Here is a 3,361-nt window from a genome sequence, read left to right as displayed (position 1 = left end):
CGCCGGGGCGGACAGGCGGTCGTGGAACACGACGTCGGCGGCCTGCAGGGCTCGCAGGCCGCGCAGGGTGATCAGGTCCGGGTCGCCGGGTCCGGCACCCACCAGCCAGACGTGGCCGGGTGCTGGTCCCGGTGGTAAATCTGGCCCGGGGGCAGTCCGCGCGCAATGCACGGTCCGGGGCTCAGGCGGCAGTGTCGGTGGCATGGTGGGTTTCCGGGGCATGAGGGGTTTCGGGGCGGCCGACGAGCAGGACGCCGTCGGCGTCCACGCGCAGCGGCCAGCGGCGCACACGCACGGTCGGGTCTTCCAGGCACTGGCCGGTGTCCAGGCGGAAATGCTGCTTGTACATGGGCGAGGCCACGACCGGATGGCCTTGGATGTCGCCGACGATGCCGCGTGCCAGCACCGCAGCACCGCAAAATGGATCGACGTGGTCCAGGGCGAACAGGCCGGCCTCGGTCAGGAACACGGCGATCTGAGACCCATGGGCGCGGGCCGCGATGCCGGTATCCAGGGCCAGTTCGTCCAGCCGGCAAATGGGTTGCCAGGCCGCCTCTGGGGCGACGTCGAAGGCCGGTGCGACGGACGGCAGCGCATGGCCTGGGGTGCCGTGCCAGGCCGCGCCCTTGGCGCGGCGGTGGGTCGATGGTTTCATGGTGGGTTCCTTCATTCGACGGGGGCGGCCAGCGCGGCGCGTTCGAGTGGGGTGGCAGGGCGCGGCTGGCCGCGTTCGCGCACGTGGACGATGTGCTCGTCGGGCGCGTCGCTGTTGATCAGCGGACGGAAGCGGCGCAGGGCCTGTTCGTCCTTCAGGGTGGCGGCCCATTCGCATTCATAGGCGTCCACCAGGGCCTGCATCTGGGCTTCCAGTTCCGCGCCCAGGCCCAGGCTGTCGTTCACGATCACGTCCTTCAGGTAGTCCAGGCCGCCTTCCAGGCTTTCGCGCCAGGCGGCGGTGCGTTGCAGCCGGTCGGCCGTGCGGATGTACAGCATCAGGAATCGGTCGATCATGCGGATCAGGGTGTCGTCGTCCAGGTCTGAGGCCAGCAGTTCCCCGCCCGGGATGCGCGGCACCACGGAATAGGTGCCGTCTTTCTGCAGATTGCCCAGGTAGGCGTCGTTGCTGTCCTGCAGGGGGGCATGCTGGGGCGCCAGCACGTATTCGTTCCAGCACGAGGCAAAGATCGAGGCTGCCGTGGGCTTGCAGAGGTCGCAGCCTTTGCCCTGGCCGTGGCGTGCGATCAGGGTCTTGAAGTCGCGGATGCCGTGGACGCGGATCAGGTGATAGAGTTCCTGGCGGCTGTAGGGGAAATGTTCACACAGGCTGCGGTCCACGGCGATGCCCTGGCGCTGCAGTTCGCTTTCCAGCACCTGTTTGACCAGGGGGATGCAGCCGCCGCAAGTGGTGCCCGCCCGGGTGCGGGATTTCAGTTCGCCCAGGGCCGTGCAGCCGTCGGCGATGGCGCGGCACAGGGCCCCCTTGCTGACCCGGTTGCAGGAACAGATCTGCGCGCTGTCGGGCAGCGCATCCACGCCCAGCGCGGGCGTGGCACTGGCGGGCGGCGCGATCAGCGCCGCAGGTTGCGCGGGCAGATCCAGGCCGTTGCTGAAATACTGGTCCAGCAGGCCGAAGGCGCTGGTATCGCCCACCAGCACGGCGCCGCGCAGGCGCTTGCCCTGCGGGTCCATGACCAGTTTGCGGTACGTGCCGGCCAGCGTGTCTTCGAACACGCAGCTGACACTGTCGGGGGTGCGGCCGTGGGCATCGCCGATGGACCCCACGTCCACGCCCAGCAGCTTGAGCTTGGTGCTGGGCAGGCTGCCCTGGAACACGGGATTGTCCCGGCCCAGCAGGTGCGCCGCGCAGACCCGCGCCATGTCGTAGCCGGGGGCCACCAGGCCAAAGGTCGCGCCCTGCCAGCTGGCGACCTCGCCAATGGCGTAGACGGCAGGGTCGGAACTGCGGCAGTGCGCGTCGATCACGATGCCGCCGCGTTCGCCGATCACCAGGCCGCAGTTGTGCGCCAGGCGGTCGCAGGGGCGGATGCCGGCAGAAAAGACCACCATGTCGGTTTCCAGGAAATCGCCATCCGAAAACCGCAGGCGATGCCGCGAACGCAGGCCGTCGCCGATGGCCGAGGTCATCTTTCCGGTGTGGACGTGGATGCCCAGGGCTTCGATTTTCGTGCGCAGCAGGCGTCCGCCGGGGGCGTCCAGCTGTGCGGCCATCAAGTGCGGGGAAAACTCGACGACGTGGGTGTCCAGGCCCAGGCCGCTCAGGGCACGCGCCGCTTCCAGGCCCAGCAGGCCACCGCCGATGACCACGCCGCTGCGGCTGCCTGCGGCGCATTCCCGGATGGCCGCCACGTCTTCCAGGGTGCGGTAGGGCAGGCAGCCGGGCCGATCCGCGCCTTCGATGGGGGGGATGAAGGGGTTTGACCCCGTGGCGATGACCAGTTTGTCGTAGGCAAAGAACTGTGTGTCGGACAGGTGGACGCGGCGCCGCTTGCGGTCGATCCAGGCCGCGGGCGTGTTGCGCAGCACGGTGATGCCGTGTGTGCGGAAGAACGCTTCGTCGGCCAGCGCCAGGTCCTGCGCATCGGCACCGTCGAAACATTGACTGAGCCGCACCCGATCGTAGGCCAGGTGGGGCTCTGCGCACAGGACGGTGATGGCATAGCCGTGCGCCTCGCGCGTCAGTTCTTCCAGCAGGCGGTGGCCGACCATGCCGTGGCCGATGAGGATCAGGCGCGGCGCGGCGTCAGGGCCCGAAGCCGATTCGGGCAGGTCGATGGGGTTCATGTCGTGCTCCAGAAAAATCCAGTGGCTGGGTGGGGCTCAGGGCCGCGCGGCGGGGGAATCCAGGGCGGGTTGCGCATCGGCGTCCAGGACGGCGGCGGGTGCCTGGCTCTGGCGGCTGACTGGGGACAGCGAAGCCACCCGGTATGCCCCGGCGACGAAGACTGCGCCGCCGACGATGTTCCCCAACGTCACCCAGGCCAGGTTCCAGGCCATGCCGCCCAGGCTCACGGTTTCCGGGTGGTTGCCAGCCAGGGCCAGCAGCAACAGGGTCATGTTCGCCACACTGTGCTCGTAGCCGCTGGCGATGAAGGCCATCAGGCACCAGAAGATGACGATGCAGCGGGCGCTGTCGGAAGACACGCGGGCCGACATCCAGACCGCCAGGCACACCAGCCAGTTGCACAGCACGGCGCGGGCGAACAGACTGGCGGCAGCACCGTTCATTTTTTGGGTGGCAACGCTCATGAGCAGGCCCTGGGGATCGTGCAGCAGCCCGCCGCCCCCGCCCATGATGAACAGGCCCGCCAGCACGGCGCCGCCGCACAGATTGCCGATCCAG

The 3,361-nt window shown here is 69.0% G+C and carries 3 protein-coding genes and 1 pseudogene; all 4 read right to left on the bottom strand.

Translation table 11 applies throughout. The features are described from left to right. Positions 1-117 (bottom strand): annotated as a pseudogene (locus RBR29_RS11365) (SAM-dependent methyltransferase); the annotation flags it as partial. A 64-nt stretch (positions 118-181) separates the two neighbouring features. Then, positions 182-655, bottom strand: coding sequence for a nitrite reductase small subunit NirD (nirD, locus tag RBR29_RS11360; protein WP_320349371.1), 474 nt, complete (start codon positions 653-655; stop codon positions 182-184). An 11-nt stretch (positions 656-666) separates the two neighbouring features. Then, positions 667-2,802, bottom strand: a complete 2,136-nt coding sequence (gene nirB / locus RBR29_RS11355) for a nitrite reductase large subunit NirB (RefSeq protein ID WP_320349370.1) — start codon at positions 2,800-2,802, stop codon at positions 667-669. Between the two features lie 36 nt (positions 2,803-2,838). Beyond that, the coding region (locus tag RBR29_RS11350) for a formate/nitrite transporter family protein (RefSeq protein WP_320349368.1) at positions 2,839-3,361 on the bottom strand (523 nt) is incomplete at its 5' end.

The sequence above is a fragment of the Castellaniella sp. genome (assembly GCF_034007085.1).
In the GTDB taxonomy this organism is placed as follows: Bacteria; Pseudomonadota; Gammaproteobacteria; order Burkholderiales; family Burkholderiaceae_B; genus Castellaniella.
This window is presented reverse-complemented; position numbering and strand designations above follow the sequence as displayed.

Coding starts and splice junctions, on each gene's coding strand:
- nirB (WP_320349370.1), bottom strand. CDS start 2,802: ATGAACCCCATCGACCTGCCCGAATCGGCTTCGGGCCCTGACGCCGCG.
- nirD (WP_320349371.1), bottom strand. CDS start 655: ATGAAACCATCGACCCACCGCCGCGCCAAGGGCGCGGCCTGGCACGGC.